This window comes from Paenibacillus sp. GCM10028914, assembly GCF_042666275.1.
Lineage (GTDB): Bacteria > Bacillota > Bacilli > Paenibacillales > Paenibacillaceae > Paenibacillus_AQ.
The window spans coordinates 1-21,135 of record NZ_JBHTFO010000002.1 but is presented as its reverse complement, the minus strand read 5'-3'; the positions used below and the strand labels follow the sequence as shown (position 1 = coordinate 21,135).

Sequence of the window (21,135 nt, the reverse complement as noted above, 5' to 3'; positions counted from 1 at the left end):
TTAGCCCTCCAATTCATAACGGTAATCTTCAACTACCGTATTGGCCAAAAGCTTTTCGCACATTTGCTGCAGACGCTCTTCCGCTTCCTTGCGGTTATCAGTGTCCAGCTCGAGTTCCATATACTTTCCGATCCGAAGGCTTTCCACTTCCTTGAACCCTACAGAATGAAGTGCTCCTTGAACTGCTACCCCTTGTGGATCCAATACGCTTTGCTTGATGGTGACATAGACCTTAGCTTTCAACATCGTTATCTGTTCCTCCTCGGTATCGTATATGAATAATTGCCTGCTATGATTGACTCGTGAAACTAGGTGCCGTAATCCGGCGGTAAATATCGGTATAACGGTTGGTAGTTTCCTGAACGACAGACTCAGGCAACGGATCAGGTTTACTGTTCTTATCCCAGTCCGATGACGCCAAGTATGTACGCACAGGCTCTTTATCCATACTGTCAATCTCAATGTCCAGCGCGTAATTCGCCTTATCCCAGAAACGGGATGAATCCGGGGTGAAGATTTCGTCGATCAAGATGACTTTTCCATCGATCAGGCCAAATTCGAATTTGCAATCTGCCAAAATAATTCCTCGCTCCGCACAATAATCGCGTGCGAACCGATATAGCATCAAGCTCTGTTGCTGAAGTTCGAGCGCCAGCTCTTCGCCAATGAGCTCCTTCATACGGTCCATCGAGATATCCTCATCATGACCGACATCATTCTTGGCTGCCGGTGTAAAGATCGGCTCAGGAAAAGCTTCGTTCTTACGCATACCTTCAGGAAGCTTGATTCCATTCACTTCACCGGTCGTTTGGTATTGACGCCAGCCGCCGCCGGTAATATATCCGCGAACGACACATTCCATATCGATACGCTCAGCCTTGCGGGCAACCATAATCCGGCCACCGAGCAACTCCTTGTCCTTAATGATCGAACCGAGCCGCTCCACATCGGTATGAACGACATGATTCTCAATCAACTGTTCCGTCAGCCCAAACCAGAACGTACTAAGGTTGTTCAGCACCGTTCCTTTAGCGGGAACAGGCGGGTCCAGTACATAGTCGAACGCTGAGATCCGGTCCGTGACCACGATCAGCATGTGTTCTCCGAGATCATACAGTTCACGAACCTTGCCTTTATAAAGTAAAGGCGCATTAACTAAATCAACAGCCGTAGAAAGCGCAGGTAATGCCATGTCATCTCACTCCCTTGTTAACGGGGGCCGCTTAACAGCGGCCGTAATCTTGGCAGTTATAGAGAAGCGACTGCTCTACTATTCGTTCAAGCCCAATTTTTCGAAAATCGTATCTACATGTTTCAAATGCCAGCTCGGATTAAACGCATCCTCGATCTCTTCAGGGCTTAGCACTTCCGTAATTTCAGGTGTCGACTCAACGATCTCACGGAATTGACGCTGTTCCTCCCAAGCCTGCATCGCTCTTGGCTGTACCGTATCGTAAGCTTGTTCCCGGCTGAAGCCTTTGTCGATCAGCTTCGTCATCACGCGGCCGGAGAACGGAACACCGAAGGTACGTGCCATATTGCGCTTCATATTCTCAGGGAATACGGTTAGGTTCTTCACAATATTACCGAAGCGGTTCAGCATGTAATTCAGAAGCATCGTCGCATCTGGCAGAATAATACGTTCCACGGAGGAGTGGGAAATATCCCGTTCGTGCCAGAGTGGCACATTCTCGTATGCAGAAACCATATGACCGCGGATAACACGAGCAAGACCTGAAATGTTCTCGGAGCCAATCGGATTCCGTTTATGCGGCATCGCCGAAGATCCTTTTTGACCTTTAGCAAAAGCTTCTTCCACTTCACGCACTTCACTCTTCTGGAGCGCACGCACTTCCGTAGCGAATTTATCAAGCGAAGTGGCGATCAGCGCTAGTGTTGCCATATATTCAGCATGACGGTCACGTTGAAGCGTCTGAGTCGAGATATGAGCAGCCTTCGTTCCCAGCTTCTCACAGACGAACTGTTCTACCGAAGGGTCAATGTTCGCGTATGTGCCTACAGCGCCAGAGATTTTACCGTACTGTACGCCATCAGCTGCATGACGGAAGCGCTCCAGATTGCGAATCATTTCCTCGTGCCACAGCGCCATCTTCAGACCAAAGGTTGTTGGCTCTGCATGTACACCATGCGTCCGGCCCATCATCGGTGTGTGTTTATAAGCAAGAGCTTTCTCTCTCAGAATGCCGATAAAACGAAGTATGTCCTGCTCCAGGATTTCATTCGCTTGCTTCAAAAGATAGCCGTTAGCCGTATCTACAACATCCGTGGAAGTTAGACCGTAATGAACCCATTTGCGTTCCGGACCTAGAGTTTCGGAAACAGCCCGGGTAAAAGCAATAACATCATGCCGAGTTTCTTGTTCAATTTCATAGATGCGCTCGATATCAAAGGAAGCGTTCTTGCGAAGCTCCACTGTATCTTCTTTAGGTATAACACCAAGTTCAGCCCAAGCCTCACATGCACAAAGTTCAACCTCAAGCCATGCTCTGAATTTATTCTCCTCGGTCCAGATAGCCCGCATTTCCGGTCTGCTGTAACGTTCGATCATATTTTAATGCCTCCAAATATTAGTTTGCTTTACCCATTCGAGCGCATCTTCAACATTACCGCATAACAGATTGATATGGCCCATTTTGCGGTTATGCTTGCTGTCGCTCTTACCATATAAATGAAGCTTAGGAACAATACCAAGAGATATCGCCGCCTGATCCTGCACTATGGATCTACCGATCACTTCATCCAAATGTTGCCCCAGCACATTTACCATCACAACTGGACTAAGCAGTGTTGTATCTCCCAGAGGAAGATTACATATCGCTCTGACATGCTGTTCGAATTGAGAGGTAGCGCATGCTTCCATCGTGTAGTGTCCCGAATTATGTGGTCTTGGCGCAACTTCGTTCACATAAAGTGAACCATCTTCTGTAAGGAACATCTCTACCGCTAGAAGCCCTACAGCATTTAAGCCTTTCGCCACCCGCTCAGCGAGTTGACATGCTTTGTGCTGTACCTCAGTCGGTATCCGTGCCGGAACAATAGACAGATGAAGGATGTTGTTTACATGAACATTCTCAGCAGGCGGAAAGCTCTTCACTTCGCCATCCGGCGTACGCGCCGCAATAACTGATATTTCACTTGTAAACTTGATGAACTTCTCGAGAACAAGCTCTGCGCCTGTCGAGGCAAGTTCTCTATAAGCTGATTCAAGCTGTTCCTCCTGCCGGAGAACGGCCTGACCTTTTCCGTCATAACCACCGGTAGCCGTCTTGAGCACACATGGCAACCCAAGTTCAGCTACCGCTTTCTGCAAGCTTTCCAAGCTTGTAATTTCCCGGTATGGAGCTACCGGGACACCGGCCGCTTCGATAGCCGCCTTCTCACGAAGGCGATGCTGTGTCGTATAGAGCAGCTTGCTCCCTTGCGGAACATAGGACCGTTCTTCTAGCAGCGCTGCTACGCCTGCATCCACATTCTCGAATTCATAAGTAATTACATCCGCTTTAGCTGCGAGTTCTCCAGCTGCATCCGCGTTGTTATATGCTGCAGTTATTTGCTCCGATATTTGACCAAGCGGTGAATCCGGCTGCGGATCAAGTGTGATGAACTTGTAGCCCATCCGAGTGCCGTCAAGAGCCATCATCCGCCCCAATTGCCCGCCTCCAAGAACGCCGATGACCGATCCCGGAGCTAGTGGCTCGTCGCTTTTATGAACACGCCGAATCACATTTTCCGTCATAGATCGTCACTGCCTTTCAATACCTCATCACGTGTTCGATCACGCCGTTGCTGCACTCTCGCACGGATATCTGCATCTGCCGCACCCAGAATTTGAGCCGCAAGCAGGCCCGCATTTGTTGCACCAGCTTTACCGATCGCCACGGTAGCAACCGGAACCCCGCCTGGCATCTGCACGATAGAAAGGAGCGAATCGAGTCCCTTGAGCGCTTTCGATTTAACAGGGACACCTATGACAGGTAACACTGTCTTAGCAGCTACCATGCCGGGAAGATGCGCAGCACCTCCAGCGCCTGCAATAATGACGCGAATGCCGCGTCCTTCGGCCTCTTCAGCGAACTTGAACATCAGATCCGGTGTCCGGTGTGCTGAGATAACCTTTTTCTCATAGGCTATCCCGAGCTCATCAAGCACCTCACAAGCATGAGACATGGTGTCCCAATCGGATTTACTTCCCATTATGACCGCTACCTGCACCGCCATGATTGCACCTGCTTTCATTAAAATATTCAAAACAATCTCTTCGTAAAAAATAAAGTCCGATTTCCCTTCATTCATGTGCGGGATACCGGACTTTCGGGGGAATACCGCTTCGGCATCACGATGTCATCACATATCGAGACAAAATAAGCACCTCGCGCTTCGCTACCGAAGCAGAAATCTGCCCCAAGTAGCAGTGCCGTATTCCCTCGTAGTCCGAAAATTTAAGGTCTTCGGGTAGAAACTTCCGGGCCATATCCCCAGCTTTATACGAGAAGTATTTAATTTACTTAATTTACATTTCATCAGATAAATTGAACTTAATTAAGTCCAGTTTATCAATCTCTGACACTCCATGTCAACCTAAACACGAACATTCTGATAATCTCGAAAAATATTGTTCGTTTTTTAGTCCTGGAGCCCTATAACAAAAAGGGATGCTCTCAAGCATCCCTTGTGTTTGAAAAATATATTATTTTACGACCAGTACGGGGACCTTGGCATGCTGAACCACATTGTGGCTGACACTACCGAGAACAAACTCCCGAATACCGCCTAAACCGCGGCTGCCGATAATGATTAGATCTATTTCATTTTGTTTCGCGTATTCCAGAATAACTTCTGCAGGAGGTCCTTGAATCATTTGAACTCTACCATCAACCTGTGCATTTGCCATCCGCTCTTTAAGCTCTTCCGTTGTTTGCTCGGCTAGATCATAAATTTCTTTATTTACCGACGCCGGAATAGGAGCAATACCCTCACCGACAAAAAAACGTGGGAATTCAAACGCATGAACGATATCCAGAGTAGACCCTGGCGTCACTTTGGCAAGCTCAACAGCTCGACCGAGCGCTTTAATAGAAGCTTTAGAGCCGTCATAGGCTAACAAAATTTTGTTGAATAGCATACAGGCCACCTCTTTCTCTGTGTGTTAAGACGAACTGCTCAACATTAAACCATTACACATGAAATGAAACGATTCTACCGCGAGTTCTTAGAAACAGAAATTATGTAGGCTTGTGTTCACTTCCATAGATACCCATACAAAATAGCATTCAAAAATAATAATAATGGCACGCCAATCTTAAACGATAGATGCCTCGTTTTATGCCTTTTACGGTACATGGCAACCCATACACCGAGAGCTCCTCCAACAGCTGCTAATAAGAATAGCGTCTTCTCAGGGACACGATCCCTGCCGAGACGAGCTCGCCGCTTGTCTTCGGACATGACCAGATAGGCCACGGCATTAATAAAAATAAACCAGACACCCAGCGCGGTTCTCAAGGTCGATCCGCACCTCCAATCCCCAGTCAAATCCTTAAATCTGACAGGTATCATAGCTTCTATCTATATTATAGAACTATGAATTGTTGAATACAATGATCCATTTTTGCAGTATTAACCGGCATTACACCCACGAAAAACGATCACATTGTCTTTCGTGTCCATTTTTCGCGGGTAGCCGGATCATTCACCTTATTTAGAGCAAAGCTTAAGAATCCTGTTTAGAAATTTCATTCAGACTCGGAACATAATCATTGGCTTTCTTAGGTTTAAGTGTCTTACTCTCTTCCAGAATGCTCGATTTGTTCTGTTGATTCTCCGTTTTTCGCGACTTATGATGCGGCACGGTATATCACCTCCTGTTCGTAGAATGAACTATTCCACGACAGGTTATGCCTCAATCTTTATCTTCCCAGAACTCTCTCATACTTTAACTCAATCTATTCCGATTTGCTCTTCTCCAAAGCTGCCTTAAGCAGATCTCCCAAGTTAGAGCCGATTGATTCCTGCTTGCTGAATTGCTGCACAAGTTTACGCTCTTCCCGCTTGTTAATACGCTTGTTGTCCTTGTTCAGCGTTTCGGTAATCCCGCATCCCAGACATTGAACGAAAAGTCCCGCTTTGCCTTCCTTCATCTCCATCTTCTTATGACACTGCGGGCAGCGACGATTGGACAATCTCTTCTCACCAGAGCGCTTGTATCCACAATCCTCACTTGGACATACAAGAAGCTTTCCGCGCTTCGTCTTCTTCTCCAGTAGTCTTGTTCCACAATCAGGGCAGTGGCTATTTGAGACATTATGCGGTTTGTACTCCGCATCACTGCCTTTCACACCAGACACCAGCTCCTTGGTCATATCACGAATACCGCGCAGGAATGGCTCTGACTTGCCTTGTCCCTTCGCAATCCGCTCCAAATCTGCCTCCCAGCGTGCTGTCAGTTCTGGTGTTCTTAGTGCAGGAGCGACAAGCTCGATCAACTGTTTCCCTTTTCCTGTAGGATGAAGAGCCGACCCCTGACGTTCAATCGTATCTGAGCTCACAAGCTTCTCAATGATATCTGCCCTTGTTGCAGGTGTTCCAAGACCATGCTTCTCCATCTGGGATAGCAGTGCCGCTTCGTTATAGCGTTTAGGCGGTTGTGTCCGTCCTGATTTTACGATACAGCGACGAACGGTAACTTTCTCGCCTTCCGAAAGCTCGGGAAGCAATCTTCCTGTTGATCCTGTGCCGCTCGAATCCGGATGGTCGTCGTCACCTTCATCCTCATAATCGCCGCCATACACCTCGCGCCATCCGCTATCTTTAACGGTCGTTCCTTTAGCACTGAAGGTCTCTCCCTCAATCTGAACGGTAACCGTTACAGCATCATACTTAGCAGGTGGATAGAATAAACTGATGAATCGGCGTACGATCAAATCGTACAGTTTCCGTTCATCGGTGCTCAGCTTATTCAGCAGAACGGCCTCTTCCGTCGGAATAATGGCATGGTGGTCGGTAACCTTGCTGTCATCCACAACTCTTTTGCCTGGTGAGAGGTTCTTACGAAGAAGCGGACGAGCTAGCCCGGCGTACGGTCCGACAGCAACACTCTCCAACCGCTCTTTCAAAGTCGAAACCATATCCGAAGTAAGATAACGGCTATCTGTACGTGGATAAGTAACCAGCTTATGCTGTTCATAAAGCTTCTGCAGTACATTGGACGTTTGCTTTGCCGAGAATCCGAAGCGCCGGTTCGCATCCCGCTGTAACTCCGTTAAATCGTATGCCAGTGGATGAGGCTCAACTTTCTCGCTTTTCTTCACGCTAGTAATCTTCCCTGTACGGCCATCCAACTTCTGCTTCAACTTCTCAGATTGGTTCTTGTCAAAGAGACGTCCGTCTCCACCAGATGCACGCCATGAAGCTTCAAAATGACCTAAGTCCACACTGATCGTGTCGTACTCCTGAGAGCGGAAGCTTGTAATCTCCTTCTCCCGTTCCATAATCATTCCCAGTGTTGGAGTCTGAACACGGCCTGCTGATAGTTGAGCGTTGAATTTACAAGTTAAGGCACGCGTTACATTGAGTCCGACCATCCAGTCAGCTTCTGCCCGGCAGCGAGCTGATTCATATAACCGATCGAATTGACTGCCAGGCTTAAGTGAAGCAAAGCCTTCCTTAATTGCCTTATCCGTTTGGGATGAAATCCACAACCGTTTAAACGGCTTATTCCATTTCGCCATATTTAATATCCAGCGCGCCAGAAGCTCTCCCTCGCGAGCCGCATCGGTAGCAACAATCATCTCTCCGATATCCTTACGCTTAAGCAGTGCCTGTACTGTTTTAAATTGATGGCTGGTCTCTCGAAGCACCTTCAGCTTCATCTTATCCGGCAGGATCGGCAAATCTTCCAATGCCCATGTTTGATACTTATGATCATAATCCTCTGGCTCAGCAAGACCCACCAAATGTCCGAGCGCCCAGGTAACTACATATTTCGGCCCTTCAAAATAATTCTTATGCTTCTCGCGGCTCCCCATGACCCGCGCAATTTCCCTTGCAACCGACGGCTTCTCCGCCAATACTAATGCTTTCATAGCCCTCCCCTTCCTCTGTAACTTCTATTATAACCTTCCGCCCTTTTATCCACAAAAAACAGGCCTCCAATAGCATATCTGCCACGGAAAGCCTGCTCTTAATAAAAGACTATCAACTGTATGTCTACCTATTATTATTCGGACAGCCTTTCATGATCCTCATCTACATATACAGATGCCCCATTTAAGGTTTCAAAAAGTCATTGTATAAAAATATAAATGATTGTATTATTATAAAGTCGTTCAAAAATTGATCCCTTATAAAATATAAGAAAATTCTCGAACGTTTACCAAATTTATACACTCAGTATTAATATATATTACTTAAATAAATTACATTATAACAAGTCGACAAGGAGTTTAAAGATGAGCAGCTTAGAAGATCAACTAGAGAAAAAGCCCAAAAGTTTTAATGTCTTTGTATTAATATTTTGCCTTATTATTCTATCCGCCATTCTAACGTATATTGTTCCAGCCGGTCAATTTGATAGAGTAGAAGTGGACGGACGAAGTGTTATTCAAGCAGATTCATTCCAGTATATTGATACTAAACCCTTAGGGTTGTTAGATATTTTCAGTAGTGTTCATACAGGTATGGTGAACGGAGCCAGTACGATTTTCTTCGTGTTGATTATTGGGGGAACTTTTGGCGTATTTGCAGCCACTGGGGCGCTCGATGCATTCATCGCTATGATTTCTCGGAAGATGGCTAATCGTGAAAAGCTGCTTATCCCCATCCTGATGTTGTTTTTTGCTGTTGCCGGTTCTTTAATGGGGATGTCAGATGAAATTATTGTGTATATCGCCATTCTTGTACCACTGACCATTGCGCTAGGATTTGATGCCATGACCGGCTTTGCAATGGTCACCATCGGGGCGTCGGTAGGGTTTACGTCCGCGGTTATGAATCCATTTACGGTTGGGATTGCCCAAGGGATTGCTGAACTGCCAACGTTCTCCGGCATGGGCTTCCGAATCGTTCTTTTTATCGTGCTGTATCTAGCAGCAGCTATTTATGTTTATCGCTATGCTTCAAAAGTAAAGAAAGATCCCTCGATCGGGATTTACGGTAAATATAAGCAAGGTGAAGTGAAAGCAGGAACGAATTCAGACGAAAAAATGACAACAAGCCATAAGCTCGTTCTGATCGCTTTCCTTATTAGCTACATTGTTCTCATTTTTGGAGTTACAAAATACGGCTGGTACATTACCGAAATTGCAGGATTGTTCTTCTTGTTTGCTATTATCATGGGGGTTTTAGGGAAGCTATCTCCTTCAAGTATCGCTGATAACTTTATTATTGGAGCAAAAGATTTGCTTGGCGGTGCTATGATTATCGGTCTTGCGCAAGCTATTCTCGTCATTTTCAATACGGCCGGCTTAATGGACACATTACTTTATCATGCTTCAAATCTGTTAGGTAATGTACCAGGAACGTTTTCAGCTGTCGGTATGTTTATTCTGCAATTAATCTTGAACTTTTTCGTTCCATCTGGAAGTGGGCAAGCTGCTCTAACCATGCCACTCATGGCACCACTATCCGATATGATTGGCGTAACGAGACAGACAGCCGTACTTGCTTATCAGTTTGGAGATGGAATTTCAAAAGCACTCTTCCCAACAGGTAACATTATTGCAGCACTCGCGGTCGGTGGGATTTCTTATGGGAAATGGGTCAAGTGGTTTCTTCCATTCTTTATCCTTCAGTTTGTCATTGCGATTATTGCACTGATTATTGCACAATTGATTCAATATGGTCCGTTTTAAAGAGAAGGAGTTTTTAATGTGGTTAATGAAAATTTAGTTAAACAAGCAATTCAAGATCGTCGTCATCTTCACATGCATCCAGAGCTTTCCGGCGAAGAATATGAGACATGTCAATTTATTCGCAATCGTCTAGAAGCTCTTCATATTGAAATTCTAGATTTCCAGCCTCCTAGCGTTGTAGGTTATGTTAAGGGAACGAAAGGTGATAAAACGATAGCTTTACGCGCTGACATCGATGCATTGCCCATTACTGAAGAAGGTGACAAGCCTTATATTTCACAAAAACCTGGTGTAGCACATATGTGTGGGCATGATGGCCATACAGCCATTTTATTAGCGGTCTCCGAATGGATTTCACAGCATACAGATGAGATTGAGCCTAATATCGTACTCATTTTTCAATCTGCTGAAGAAATTTCACCGAGTGGTGCCGACCAGCTCATCAAGCAAGGTGTCCTCAAAAATGTGGATGCGATCTTTGGTATCCACCTCTGGCAAGGAATGGACAAAGGGAAGATCGGTTTAAGACCGGGACCTACGATGGCCTCGGTGGATGACTTCGAGATTACGATTCAAGGATATGGCGGTCATGGTTCCATGCCGCATGAAACCGTGGATCCTATCTATGTAGCTTCACATGTCATCCAGGGCTTGAATAGTATTGTTAGCCGGAAGCTTAACCCGATGGATGCCAGCGTCGTTTCCATCGGGAAAATTGAATCTGGTACAACGTATAATATCATTCCTGACTCAGCCAAAATCATCGGTACCATCCGAACTTTATCGCCCGGTGCTGTGCAGACGATTCAGAACCAAATTGTTCAAATTTCCGAAGGAATTTGTAGTGCCTTCGGCGCTACGGCTACCGTGAATTTCATCGTTGGCACACCTCCATTAGTGAACGACCCTAAGGAATTTGAGTTTGCTGAATCGATTATTCAAAGAGCTTTCGGTCATGACGCATTCGAGTTAGTTGACCCGATCATGGGCTCTGAAGATTTCTCATATTATTTACAAGAAAAGCCTGGTGCGTTCATCTATGTAGGCATGAACGGCGAGAAAAGCATGTATCCTCATCACCATCCTAAGTTTGATATTGATGAAGATGTTTTTCCTGAAGCTATCCGACTATTCTTGGAAATCATAACAAACTATAAATAACCATTTGATTAAAATATAAAGCACATCAACTTTTACAAAGTTGATGTGCTTTTTTATGCGTCTGTACCGTGCAATATTCTAAGCCCCTCTACTATTAAGGGCTATTCTATTCAATCGTTTTATATAGACGGTTCAGATAACGCCAACGTGTCACGAAGAAGTAAATGATCTGTACCGTCAGGAAGAAAATAAAGATATTTACCGTATGGGACAAGATGGAGAAATCCACTAACTGTTGAAGTGCCACAAAGGCAACTGTACTGTGAACTACTGCAATAAGCATCGGCAGAAAGAACATGATGATCATCTGTCTGGTTACGATTTTTCTCAATTCTCGCTTGCTTAAACCCACCTTTGCAATCATGCGATATTGCTGCTCATCCCGAGACAGGTCGGAATAAAGGCGGAAGTAGATAAAGCTTGCCGCAAACGTAAAGAACACAATACCGATAAGCCCGCTAACTATAAGCAGAATTCCGTTTTGCTGCTGAGCGCTTTTCCATGAGAAATAGAGGGATTCAAAATAATATCCGTATTCTGTTTCACCCTCGTTAATCGAATTAACTATCGCCTTTGAAAGTTCACCTGTATTCTTCCAATCAGCTACAGAGAATGTATAGTATGTCTGGTAGAGAATTTCCTCTTCTTGTGCATTCATCATCTTATCGTACAAACCGTCAGAGACGACCAGTGACTCTCCATATGAAAGAGGTACGGCGATAAACGTTTCTGCTTTAATCACCTTAACATTTTGCTGCACATCCTTAGTTATGACTTCAATCTGATCGTTTACGATACCATTAACCTTATTTTTGTTCTTCCCTGATACAGTCCCGGGCGTTAAGATCCCTTCGGACTCTGATAAACTTTCCTCTGGCCGTCCTAGTGCTCGAAGCAAGCTGTTATAATCACTAAGCTTTATCAGTTTATTTCCGTTATCATCATATGAAGGAGTCACCGAAGCCTCAGTATAATCAACCCCTGCCTTTTCCAATTCATTCCTGATCTTTTGTAGTTCCTTTGTATTCGCTGATTGATCTTCTTCGTAATTGATATACGTATATGCATATGGATTAACCATCGCTGACAGTCCCGGATCGCCAATTGACAAGGTCGTACCAATTCCGGTAAAGGCAGATGCCGAAATAATCGATACAAGAAAGAACATCACCGCATTATCCTTGATCCGATACAGAAGTTCTGAAATTGTGAGCAGATTCGTTCTCTGGTAGAAGTAGCCCTGTTTCTTCTGCAGCCAGCGCAGAAAGAACACACTGAACTGGGTGAAGAGAAAGTAAGTACCTAAGATAACCAGCGCAACACCACCGAACAGTAACGTTAGAGAAAATATCTGCCGCACTGCAAATATCATAACCATCCCATAACCCGCTACAATAAGCAGAACAGCGAGTATAGCAAGCCAAGGAGAAGCTTTAGGGTGAGGTTTCGGACTCTCCTCCGCTTTTACCAGGTCAATGAGTGTACCCTTTCTCAGCATGACAGATGAGAATACGGCAATCAGCAGAAACAGCGCGGCATAGGAGCCTGCAGTAAGTAGCATCGCTTTCCCTGGGAAGTAGAACGGCAGTCCATTTTCAACAGCAAGTAGCTTAGAGCTAACTAACAGAATCAACTTTGAAAATACGACTCCAATTCCGATTCCCGTAAGGATTGCAGCTGCCCCGATCAGAATGTTCTCAATAAACAACATCCGGTTCAATTGCTTGCGTGACATGCCCAATATTAGCAGAATGCCAAATTCCTTCTTACGTGTCTTAATAAAAGCGCCTACCGAATACAGTAGAAAAAAGAACGAGAATATAAATACGATATACTGAGAAATCGTCATCCCCATTGTACCGAGCATACTCAGTGTGCCGCTTGTGGATACAATTCCATCTTTAAGGTTGGGATGAAAGGCGAGCAGTCCATACGTAAAGAAGATCATCACAGAAAAAGCACTGCTCAAAAAATGAGCGACGTACGTACGCTTACTACGGAGAACATTATTAACCGCGAACTGGCGAAAATTCATGTCCTAACCCTCCCAGTAGCGATAGTACATTGATGATCTTTTGATAAAATGCCGAACGGCTTTCACCGCAAGTAATCTCGTTATACAGTTGTCCGTCCTTGATAAAGACGACCCGATTACAATAACTTGCAGCTACCGGATCGTGGGTAACCAAGAGCATGGTCACTTTATCCTCCTTGTTTCTACGTTCCATGATTTCCATGACGTCTTGGGCTGACTTGGAGTCCAGATTCCCGGTAGGCTCGTCTGCAAGCACCAGCTTGGGAATATGAATCATGGCTCTTGCTACAGCTGTCCGCTGTGCTTGTCCCCCTGAAATCTCATAGGTTCGTTTATTTAAGATGGATGTAATACCGAGTTTTTCTGCAAGTATCCCGATGCGTCGATTCATCTCGTTTAGTTCCATACCGTCGAGTGCTAATGGAAGCAATATATTCTCTTTAACCGTTAACGTATTCAACAGATTAAACGATTGAAAGATGAACCCAAGCTCACGACGGCGGAACATAGCCAGCTTATCTTGAGATAACTGGAATGGATCCTCTCCACCAATCCGAATTTCACCTGAAGTGGGGCGATCAATGGTGGATATCATATTCAGCAGCGTCGTCTTACCGCTACCCGATGGACCCATGATCCCGACGAATTCACCTTTGTTGATACTCAAATTTATATTAGAAAGGGCTTCATGAGACACAGCCCCCTTATAGACTTTCCCTAAATTACGTACCGATAATATTTCCATATTGAATCCCTCATCTCCTAAATATCTGCGTTTCTATATTATTAGTGTAACTACACTTCTCTTTTTCACCTATCGATCATGCTTTCATGTACCTTACATCGGTGTAAGGTTTCAGCCGCTTATTTAAAAATACAATTAAGTATGAAGCCACTACGTGTATGGATCGTTCTTCCGATCGCTGTTGTCTCCAAATTTCTTATTAATTACCTATTAACATGGATGAAATTCAGAGACAAAGGCGACCGCTCCGCTTCTCCGGAATCGTTCTGTCCTCTCCACTACTCCGATGTGGGTCAGTTAGATATAGCAAAAGAAACCTACCTAAGAGAATGGATGCACATACAAACCATTATCCTAGAAAGGTTTCTTGCTTTAACGTAATTCTCTTCATAAAATCCATACTTTATATCGTGAATATTAACCGGACCCTCGTCCCTTTCCCAGATTCAGATTCCAGCTCAATTCGATGGTTCATCTTCTCTACGACTTCCTTAACCAGATATAATCCCATTCCCGTCGATTCCTTTAACTTTCTCCCGTTTTCTCCGGTATAGAATGGATTAAATACGCGATTAAGATCGGATTTAGGAATGCCAATCCCCCGATCGATTACATCTAGCCAAACTTCACGCTCATGTTCTATCTTTGAAGCAGATAATGTAACTTTTTGCCCGCTTCCCTCTGAATATTTAATGGCATTAGATAGCAACTGAAGCAAGATAAATCGAAGCCATTTGGCGTCCGTCTGCACAGTAATTTCGGGATCAACAAGCACCTCAGGATAAACATGACTATAGATAAAATATCGCTTGTTCTCATGCACAGCTTCTTTTACCATCTCCAGTAAAGATACGGGCTCTACACTAAAATCCTGTTCGAACGTTTCCAGTCTAGACATATACAGCACCATTTCTAGACCGCGCCTTAGTCTGTCTGACTCTTCGGAAATACTCTTATAGTTCTCGTTATCCTCTTCCTGCGTGATCATCTCAATGACTGATAACGGAGTCTTCATCTGATGTACCCACTGATTCATAAAAAACAAATGCTCTTTCCGTTTCCGTTCCCACTCTTGCATCTGGTTACGATATTGGCGGTACTGCTCTTCCATTAGTCTACTTAGAGCTGCAGGTAAAGGAGCCGACTCATGATGCTGTATTGATTCATCGAGTGATCTCATGGGTCTCGACAACTGTTTATAAAATCTCCAATGACTATAATACCGGTACAGTAAATAGCCTGATAAGATGAACAATCCTAGGAATATTGCGTAAGAAGCAGTAAGTGGATGATCATATCCATCGAACCAAAACACCAATAGCACGACAAATATTTGAACTACACTAAAGAGAATTAGCGGGAGCTGTTCACGCCAAAATAACTTTTTCATTGTATTCGCTCAGTCTTCCATACTGCATTTAAGCGATAACCTGAACCACGCACCGTCTCAAGAGCACCTTCAATCCCGAGCTCCCCTAACCGTTTACGCACGCGTGTAATATTAACACTCAAGGTGTTATCATCAACAAAAGTATCATCCCACAACTTTTCCAAGATTGTCTCCCGGCTTACAAGTCGCGGGCTGCGATCCAGCAATGTTTCTAGCAGAATCGTTTCTTTTTTGGTCAGCACTATGACTTGTTCCCCCCACTGAAGCTCCATCCTTTCAGGATAAAGAACCAGTCCATCTTTCTCTACCGTCCGTTCCCCTGAAACAGCAGCATAATCACCGTATACTCGTCGGAGCTGGCTGTGGATCTTTGCAATCACGATATCGTAATGAAATGGCTTCGTTATATAATCATCAGCTCCATTTTCAAGAGCTCTTAACTGATCCAACGTTTCATTTCTGGCAGATATAAAAATAATAGGACAAGTTGATATTGAACGAATTTGTCTACACCAATAGTAACCATCAAAACTCGGCAGGTTCACATCTAGCAATACTATATGCGGTTTTATCTGTTGAAATTGTTCTAGCACGTGATCGAAATCATGCACGACTACACCCTGATTTCCATATCTACGAATGTGAGATTCCAGCATTCCAGCAAGTTTAGGGTCATCCTCAACGATCATGACTTTGTACATACAATCATGCTCCCTCTCCAAAACTTCAGGCTGTATCCCGCCTTGCTTGTATTCAAAACAGCCTCTACATTATTCTAAAACGATTGCCGCTTCAAAAAAGTTTGTTCCCTCAGGAGATATTCCCTGTACGTAGATGTTATGGTTCTCACCTGATGAACGGTTTATGATTATTTCGTCATTCATTCTCGCTTCCTGATGATATGTAATCTTGAAATTACTCACGCTCTTATGTTCAAGCTCTTCTTCCGTAAGCGTGTCCCAGCATAGATCAGCATATCGTGCATTATTCAGATGCCCATTGCTGTCTAAACCGCTGTAGCGAACCGTATGGGAGAATGCTTCTTTCAATAAACTTCCCTCTGGGATCACTTTCTTGTCCAATGGACTACCTACCATTTCTTCATGAACTGGTACCTCATAAGGGAACGCGGACGGTCTCATAATTTTTCGCTTATGGATATCCACTAAGGCCCAGATCGAACTTGCAGTACCCAGCTCTTCACCTGTAGCATTATAAAAACGATAGTCGCGGTGCCACAGCGCACCCTTCGCTCCTCTGCTCCATGTAGTAATATCAATCGTGTCCTTATACTGAGGCAAAGAGGACATACTCAATTCCAGTGTAATGAGCATCCAACCCATACCTTGTTCCACCATTTGCTCTCGACTGACACCTAGCGCCTCTATATGTCCGTCTGCAGTACGCTGCATAATACTCAGTAATGAAGACCAGCGAATATCTGATTTATAATCTACTTCGTCTGATTGTATCATGATTGTTTCTGTCCACTTAGCAGTCATCTTGTATACATCTCCTTATTCTGAAGTAAACTTGAAGTTTACCATTTTATCGCGACTAAACTCTATGACGATCTCTCCATCATAACCAATTAACATCTTGTTTTCAAAAATTACACCCGCTTACCTTATGCTGAAAGAAGCGCTATAATAAGTGGACTACGAATAGTTAATTAAAATATAGAAGGTGAAAAGATGCACCGAAGTATTTTGGACGAGCTCCAGCTTCATTATCACGATCTTTCTCAGAAAGAAAAAGAGATCGCAGATTATATCGTCCAGCATAAAAACTCCATACAAAATATGAATATACGCGAATTAGCTGATCACACGCATTCATCAACCTCCACCATCACCAGGTTTTGTAAAAAAATACAATGTGACAGCTTTGTCGATTTCAAAATCCGTCTGAGCAGAGAGGCTGACAAACCTTCTGGGGACAGCAACAGCTTTACAAAAGTGCAGTATATTTACAATGAAATCATTAATTCGACAACAGATATGATGCATAAAGAAGACTTTGAGAACGTCGTTCAGATGATCAAAAATGCACACCGTGTTCAGGTCTATGGACTTGGTAGTTCCGGATTGTCTGCACTGGAATTTAAATATCGTTTGATGCGGATGAACATTACGATAGATGCCATAACTGATTCTCATATGATGATTATGAGCGCTGCCTTGCTGAATGAGAATGACCTTATTATCGGGTTATCGAACTCTGGACAAACTACAGAAATTATCGATGCCCTAACAATCGGAAAAAGGAACGGTGCGACAACAATCAGCATTACAAACTATAAGCATACGCCTCTTACTGATATTTCAGATATTTCATTGTTTACGCCTAGTCTGCACCGTATGGGAGATACTCATTTTATTAACAGCCAGCTGGCTATTATTTATGTGTTAGATGTACTTTCCATGCTTCTACTAAATGATGAGGAATTGTACCGGAAACGTCAAAATACACTTGAAACGCTGTTCGAAAAAGTAAAAGAAGATCGCAAAAAAAGCTGACTGCAGCCAAACGGCTTCGCCTCCTAATGAGTAGCGAAGCCGCTCGGCATTCGTCAGCTTCTGTATATTTAAGACTGAATATGTTTAACGAATCTTTCCGTAATTTGTTGTGGTCTAGTGATAGCACCACCGACCACTACACAATATACCCCAACTTCCAGACAGCGTTTCGCCATTTCAGGAGTAAGCACATTCCCTTCAGCTACAACAGGTGACTTAACCGCTTCTAGAACATTTTTCAGCAGTTCAAAGTCATTATCATACATCTTCTGTCCAGCCGTGGATTCAGTATATCCGATCAGGGTAGTTCCAATTAAATCAAATCCGAGTTCTTCCGCCTTTACTGCTTCTTCTACCGTTGAAATATCCGCCATCAACAGCTGTTCTGGGTATTTCGCTTTAATCTGGTTCATCAGCTCTGGTAATTCAAGCCCTCCCGGACGAATATCCTTAGTTGCATCCATAGCAATGATATCCGATCCTGCACCAACCAACTCCTCGATTTCCTTCATTGTCGGCGTTATGTACACCTTCGAATCAGGATAATCTCTCTTCACGATCCCGATCACTGGAAGATCCACCTGGGTTTTAATTTCTTTAATGTCCTCAGCTGAATTCGCACGTATCCCGACAGCTCCACCTTGACGAGCAGCCACCGCCATTCTACCCATAATAAAAGAACTGTGCAATGGTTCATTCTCTAATGCCTGACAGGAAACAATCAGTCCTTTACTTAATCCAAGCGCATCCAAACGTGCATTATTCATATTCTAAGCACTCCCATGTAATATAATGGCGAATAATCAGAAAACTAATTTCATTAATAATCATAACATGAAAGTTATTTTCGTCAATTGTTTTTCAGCTCCCTATTTCTCATCATCAAAAAATTCCTGAAAATCCGCGCTACAACAAGGTGGATGAATTTTACTTGCTCAGTTTATGGCACATATCGGTTTAAAAATCCTCTCTTTGGTTAATAGTAAAGCACAAACAAATAAATCATTTACGAGGTGATTGCAATGGGTTTTCTTTGGTCATTAATTGTTGGTGGTATTATTGGTTGGATCGCAGGTCTAATTATGGGACGTGACATCCCTGGTGGTGTCATTGGTAACATCATTGCTGGTTTTATCGGTGCATGGCTTGGAGGATTGCTGCTTGGATCTTGGGGTCCAGAAATTGGCGACTTCTACATCATACCAGCTTTGATCGGTGCAGTTGTGCTTGTATTTATCGTCAGCCTCATTATGGGTTCGATGAGAAAAGGACGCTCTTAATCGAGTAGTCTAACTTACTTAAGCGCATATGCAAAAATCCCCTCACGTTATCAGGTCAATGTCGTTCATTAGGACGACGCAGACCTTCTACGTGGGGGATTTTGTATGTTTAACTATTATATCGCCCATTGGATGATGGAGCCGGCATAAGTCATGCCTCCACCAAATCCATACAGCAGCACTTGATCACCGGATTTTAAACGGCCTTCATCAATGGCTAGCTGCATTGCAAGCGGAATGGAAGCTGCTGATGTGTTCCCACGATACTCAACACTCGTTAAAGTTCGATCCAGAGGAATCGGGCCGCGTTCACAAATCGCTTCAATCATTCGTAAATTCGCACTATGGGGTACAAACCAATCTATTTCATTCGCCTGCATACCTGCTTGCTCAAGCAGTAGACGCATTCCTGAAGGGATATTACGAACAGCCCATTTGTATATTTCACGGCCGTTCTGAACCAGGCAACCGCCCTTCAGCTCTTGTCCATCCATTTTCTCAGAAAGCGCAGTTTTATAAAGATGGATGCCTCCTTCACCGAAGGTGCCAGATAAGGAAGCTAGGAAGCCTGAATGCTGTTCATCTCTTTCAACGAGAACAGCTCCTGCACCATCACCGAATAAAACACATGTCGTCCGATCTGTATAATCTGTAATTTTGGATAACGTTTCTGCTCCGATTACCAGCACTTTATGATACATTCCGCTTGTAACCAAGCCGTCTGCAAGCTGGAGGGCATACACAAATCCTGCGCAGGCTGCATTAAGATCAAGCGCTCCAGTACTCTTAATCCCGAGCTGAGATTGTACCCGCGACGCTGTACTCGGAAAGGAATACTCTGAAGTACTCGTAGCCACAAGAATCATATCTACATCATTTACTTCAACGCCATAACGCAGCTTCATATCTTTAACAGCAGCAACCGCAAGATCAGATACATATTGATCCGGTTCTGCAATACGGCGCTCCCTCATGCCGGTCCGCTGTACAATCCATTCATCACTCGTCTCAACAAGCTTTTCTAGGTCCGCATTTGTTAAGACCTTGTCCGGAACATAAGTCCCAATAGCGGTAATTTTCGATTTGGACTGAGTCACAAGGTACACCTCCATCTTTTCAATCATTATATCATTCAGGCTTAGTACTTGGTACTAATAAATGACTCAAATTTTATGTATTTAGGTATTACCTTTATTCTAGATATTAGTCAATATCTCATTAAACAAAATCATCCCCATCCCTATTCGGATGAGGATGAGGATGATTATCTATAGATTGATAATCTTCACCATGCTTGTGGATTTTACATAGATAGTTTTATATTTAGATTGTCCGCTCGCGTCTTTAAACAGAATGATTCTCTTACCACGATTGTCTTCAACGATCTGAGCGCTATAACCGGATAGATCCGCTTTATCTGCCAACGTTTTGTACTCTGGAAGCTTAGTAATAGTATCTGGAATAGAGGCCTTTGCCTCTTTCGTTGTTTGTGTTGTTGTATCCGTTTCTTTCTTAATATAGCCATTGAAGATTAGGCCGCCTTGAAAGTCAACTATTTCCAATCGCTTCTCTCTCTTGATATACACACTTTTGTAACGGTTACGGCCGTTGTCATCCTTTAGCAGAATCACGCGCTTATTCGCGTTATCCTCAGTAATTCCTGGTTTGTAGTTGGATAAATCAATATTTACCTTTAGGGTCTCATATTCAGGCAACTTCTTAATATCCGTTGAGCTTGCGCGTTCACCACTTTGAATCGAAGAGGATGTGGACGTGTTTTGCACCGATGCTTGTGCCTGCTGTCCACCACTTACTGCACTAATCCCACCTGTAACTAACATGATGGCGCTTACTGTTATCGCTAATAATGTCTTCATCTGCGATCTCTCCTTCTGCTTCGAAATAGGTACTTCTATAATAATACCGAAGTTTTATGAGAATTCTCTGAGAAAAAGGAAAGAGTTTCATTAAAATGCAAGTGATTCCCCGATCGCAGCTACGATTTGAACCAAAGCATAATATATCACTAAACAAAAAAACCACTATCGAGCAATCGATAGTGGTTTTTCCGGTTGTTCGCTTGGCGACGTCCTACTCTCCCGGGACCCTTCGGTCCAAGTACCATCGGCGCTGGAA

General features: G+C 44.0%; 21 protein-coding genes and 1 riboswitch. Of the genes, 4 read left to right on the top strand and 17 right to left on the bottom strand.

Annotated elements, in window-relative coordinates; all coding sequences use genetic code 11:
• The 9 genes from purS to ACFQV5_RS00910 all read right to left on the bottom strand — a co-directional run bounded on the left by purS (nucleotide 1) and on the right by ACFQV5_RS00910 (nucleotide 8,102).
• Nucleotides 1-246 carry a phosphoribosylformylglycinamidine synthase subunit PurS gene (gene purS / locus ACFQV5_RS00950; RefSeq protein WP_379242693.1) on the bottom strand — a complete coding sequence of 82 codons (246 nt, stop codon included), beginning with the start codon at nucleotides 244-246 and terminating at the stop codon, nucleotides 1-3.
• A gap of 43 nt (nucleotides 247-289) precedes the next feature.
• Nucleotides 290-1,192 carry a phosphoribosylaminoimidazolesuccinocarboxamide synthase gene (locus tag ACFQV5_RS00945; protein ID WP_379242691.1) on the bottom strand — a complete coding sequence of 301 codons (903 nt, stop codon included), beginning with the start codon at nucleotides 1,190-1,192 and terminating at the stop codon, nucleotides 290-292.
• Nucleotides 1,193-1,270: 78 nt separating this feature from the next.
• Nucleotides 1,271-2,569, bottom strand: coding sequence for an adenylosuccinate lyase (gene purB, locus ACFQV5_RS00940; protein ID WP_379242689.1), 1,299 nt, complete (start codon nucleotides 2,567-2,569; stop codon nucleotides 1,271-1,273).
• 3 nt (nucleotides 2,570-2,572) lie between these two features.
• Entirely contained in the window at nucleotides 2,573-3,757 is a 1,185-nt protein-coding gene (gene purK / locus ACFQV5_RS00935) for a 5-(carboxyamino)imidazole ribonucleotide synthase (protein WP_379242687.1), read from the bottom strand.
• On the bottom strand, nucleotides 3,754-4,239 hold the full coding sequence (gene purE, locus ACFQV5_RS00930) for a 5-(carboxyamino)imidazole ribonucleotide mutase (RefSeq protein WP_379243135.1): 486 nt from the start codon (nucleotides 4,237-4,239) through the stop codon (nucleotides 3,754-3,756). The genes purK and purE overlap by 4 nt, the downstream gene beginning before the upstream one ends.
• A 189-nt stretch (nucleotides 4,240-4,428) precedes the next feature.
• Nucleotides 4,429-4,530, bottom strand: a riboswitch (purine riboswitch).
• Between the two features lie 178 nt (nucleotides 4,531-4,708).
• Nucleotides 4,709-5,143 carry a universal stress protein gene (locus ACFQV5_RS00925; protein WP_379242685.1) on the bottom strand — a complete coding sequence of 145 codons (435 nt, stop codon included), beginning with the start codon at nucleotides 5,141-5,143 and terminating at the stop codon, nucleotides 4,709-4,711.
• 116 nt (nucleotides 5,144-5,259) lie between these two features.
• Entirely contained in the window at nucleotides 5,260-5,523 is a 264-nt protein-coding gene (locus ACFQV5_RS00920; protein ID WP_379242683.1) for a DUF1294 domain-containing protein, read from the bottom strand.
• 208 nt (nucleotides 5,524-5,731) lie between these two features.
• Nucleotides 5,732-5,869, bottom strand: a complete 138-nt coding sequence (locus tag ACFQV5_RS00915; RefSeq protein ID WP_379242681.1) for a hypothetical protein — start codon at nucleotides 5,867-5,869, stop codon at nucleotides 5,732-5,734.
• Nucleotides 5,870-5,963: 94 nt separating this feature from the next.
• Nucleotides 5,964-8,102: a DNA topoisomerase III gene (locus ACFQV5_RS00910; protein ID WP_379242679.1), complete on the bottom strand. Its 2,139-nt coding sequence runs from the start codon at nucleotides 8,100-8,102 to the stop codon at nucleotides 5,964-5,966.
• A gap of 366 nt (nucleotides 8,103-8,468) precedes the next feature.
• Between ACFQV5_RS00910 and ACFQV5_RS00905 the strand changes: the two genes are divergently transcribed.
• Together ACFQV5_RS00905 and ACFQV5_RS00900 are read left to right on the top strand one after the other, a co-directional pair.
• Nucleotides 8,469-9,869, top strand: a complete 1,401-nt coding sequence (locus ACFQV5_RS00905) for a YfcC family protein (protein WP_379242677.1) — start codon at nucleotides 8,469-8,471, stop codon at nucleotides 9,867-9,869.
• 18 nt (nucleotides 9,870-9,887) lie between these two features.
• Nucleotides 9,888-11,030: a M20 metallopeptidase family protein gene (locus ACFQV5_RS00900; protein ID WP_379242675.1), complete on the top strand. Its 1,143-nt coding sequence runs from the start codon at nucleotides 9,888-9,890 to the stop codon at nucleotides 11,028-11,030.
• Between the two features lie 106 nt (nucleotides 11,031-11,136).
• Here the strand turns inward: ACFQV5_RS00900 and ACFQV5_RS00895 are convergent, their stop codons facing one another.
• From ACFQV5_RS00895 to ACFQV5_RS00875, 5 genes are all read right to left on the bottom strand, one after another.
• Nucleotides 11,137-13,065 (bottom strand): ABC transporter permease, encoded by a 1,929-nt coding sequence (locus tag ACFQV5_RS00895; RefSeq protein ID WP_379242673.1) that lies wholly within the window; start codon nucleotides 13,063-13,065, stop codon nucleotides 11,137-11,139.
• Nucleotides 13,040-13,810, bottom strand: coding sequence for an ABC transporter ATP-binding protein (locus ACFQV5_RS00890; RefSeq protein WP_379242671.1), 771 nt, complete (start codon nucleotides 13,808-13,810; stop codon nucleotides 13,040-13,042). The genes ACFQV5_RS00895 and ACFQV5_RS00890 overlap by 26 nt, the downstream gene beginning before the upstream one ends.
• Nucleotides 13,811-14,213: 403 nt before the next feature.
• Nucleotides 14,214-15,200, bottom strand: a complete 987-nt coding sequence (locus tag ACFQV5_RS00885; RefSeq protein ID WP_379242669.1) for a sensor histidine kinase — start codon at nucleotides 15,198-15,200, stop codon at nucleotides 14,214-14,216.
• Complete coding sequence (locus ACFQV5_RS00880) at nucleotides 15,197-15,901, bottom strand: response regulator transcription factor (protein ID WP_379242667.1); 705 nt, start codon at nucleotides 15,899-15,901, stop codon at nucleotides 15,197-15,199. The genes ACFQV5_RS00885 and ACFQV5_RS00880 overlap by 4 nt, the downstream gene beginning before the upstream one ends.
• Before the next feature lie 69 nt (nucleotides 15,902-15,970).
• On the bottom strand, nucleotides 15,971-16,702 hold the full coding sequence (locus tag ACFQV5_RS00875) for an acyl-[acyl-carrier-protein] thioesterase (protein ID WP_379242665.1): 732 nt from the start codon (nucleotides 16,700-16,702) through the stop codon (nucleotides 15,971-15,973).
• A gap of 192 nt (nucleotides 16,703-16,894) precedes the next feature.
• Between ACFQV5_RS00875 and ACFQV5_RS00870 the strand changes: the two genes are divergently transcribed.
• On the top strand, nucleotides 16,895-17,719 hold the full coding sequence (locus ACFQV5_RS00870; protein WP_379242662.1) for a MurR/RpiR family transcriptional regulator: 825 nt from the start codon (nucleotides 16,895-16,897) through the stop codon (nucleotides 17,717-17,719).
• A gap of 68 nt (nucleotides 17,720-17,787) precedes the next feature.
• Here the strand turns inward: ACFQV5_RS00870 and ACFQV5_RS00865 are convergent, their stop codons facing one another.
• Nucleotides 17,788-18,486: an N-acetylmannosamine-6-phosphate 2-epimerase gene (locus tag ACFQV5_RS00865; protein ID WP_379242660.1), complete on the bottom strand. Its 699-nt coding sequence runs from the start codon at nucleotides 18,484-18,486 to the stop codon at nucleotides 17,788-17,790.
• Nucleotides 18,487-18,741: 255 nt separating this feature from the next.
• Between ACFQV5_RS00865 and ACFQV5_RS00860 the strand changes: the two genes are divergently transcribed.
• Nucleotides 18,742-18,999 carry a GlsB/YeaQ/YmgE family stress response membrane protein gene (locus tag ACFQV5_RS00860; RefSeq protein WP_379242658.1) on the top strand — a complete coding sequence of 86 codons (258 nt, stop codon included), beginning with the start codon at nucleotides 18,742-18,744 and terminating at the stop codon, nucleotides 18,997-18,999.
• A 116-nt stretch (nucleotides 19,000-19,115) separates the two neighbouring features.
• On the opposite strand, the gene ACFQV5_RS00855 is transcribed toward ACFQV5_RS00860, so the two are convergent.
• Together ACFQV5_RS00855 and ACFQV5_RS00850 are read right to left on the bottom strand one after the other, a co-directional pair.
• Nucleotides 19,116-20,096 carry a ketoacyl-ACP synthase III gene (locus ACFQV5_RS00855; protein ID WP_379242656.1) on the bottom strand — a complete coding sequence of 327 codons (981 nt, stop codon included), beginning with the start codon at nucleotides 20,094-20,096 and terminating at the stop codon, nucleotides 19,116-19,118.
• A 171-nt stretch (nucleotides 20,097-20,267) separates the two neighbouring features.
• Nucleotides 20,268-20,876, bottom strand: a complete 609-nt coding sequence (locus tag ACFQV5_RS00850; RefSeq protein ID WP_379242654.1) for a hypothetical protein — start codon at nucleotides 20,874-20,876, stop codon at nucleotides 20,268-20,270.
• Nucleotides 20,877-21,135: the final 259 nt, after the last annotated feature.